The organism is Shewanella sp. NKUCC06_TVS (assembly GCF_019345515.1).
Lineage (GTDB): Bacteria > Pseudomonadota > Gammaproteobacteria > Enterobacterales > Shewanellaceae > Shewanella > Shewanella oncorhynchi.
In genome coordinates this window covers 1-319 of the sequence record NZ_JAHKQX010000045.1, presented here as the reverse complement: position 1 = coordinate 319, position 319 = coordinate 1, and the positions used below count along the sequence as shown (strand labels likewise).

Sequence of the window (319 nt, the reverse complement as noted above, 5' to 3'; positions counted from 1 at the left end):
ATGGGTCGTTAGCTCAGTCGGTAGAGCAGTTGGCTTTTAACCAATTGGTCGAAGGTTCGAATCCTTCACGACCCACCACTTTACTGAAAGTGCATAAATCAGCGTTATACCTCGATGGGTCGTTAGCTCAGTCGGTAGAGCAGTTGGCTTTTAACCAATTGGTCGAAGGTTCGAATCCTTCACGACCCACCACTTTACTGAAAGTGCATAAATCAGCGTTATACTCCATGGGTCGTTAGCTCAGTCGGTAGAGCAGTTGGCTTTTAACCAATTGGTCGAAGGTTCGAATCCTTCACGACCCACCACTTTACTGAAAGTG

The 319-nt window shown here is 46.7% G+C and carries 3 tRNA genes; all 3 read left to right on the top strand.

Features of this window, described 5'->3' with window-relative positions:
- The first annotated feature begins 2 nt into the window (after positions 1-2).
- The 3 genes from KO531_RS22235 to KO531_RS22225 all read left to right on the top strand — a co-directional run bounded on the left by KO531_RS22235 (position 3) and on the right by KO531_RS22225 (position 305).
- A tRNA-Lys gene (locus KO531_RS22235) sits at positions 3-78 on the top strand.
- A 38-nt stretch (positions 79-116) separates the two neighbouring features.
- Positions 117-192, top strand: a tRNA-Lys gene (locus KO531_RS22230).
- Between the two features lie 37 nt (positions 193-229).
- A tRNA-Lys gene (locus KO531_RS22225) sits at positions 230-305 on the top strand.
- The last annotated feature ends 14 nt before the right edge of the window (positions 306-319 follow it).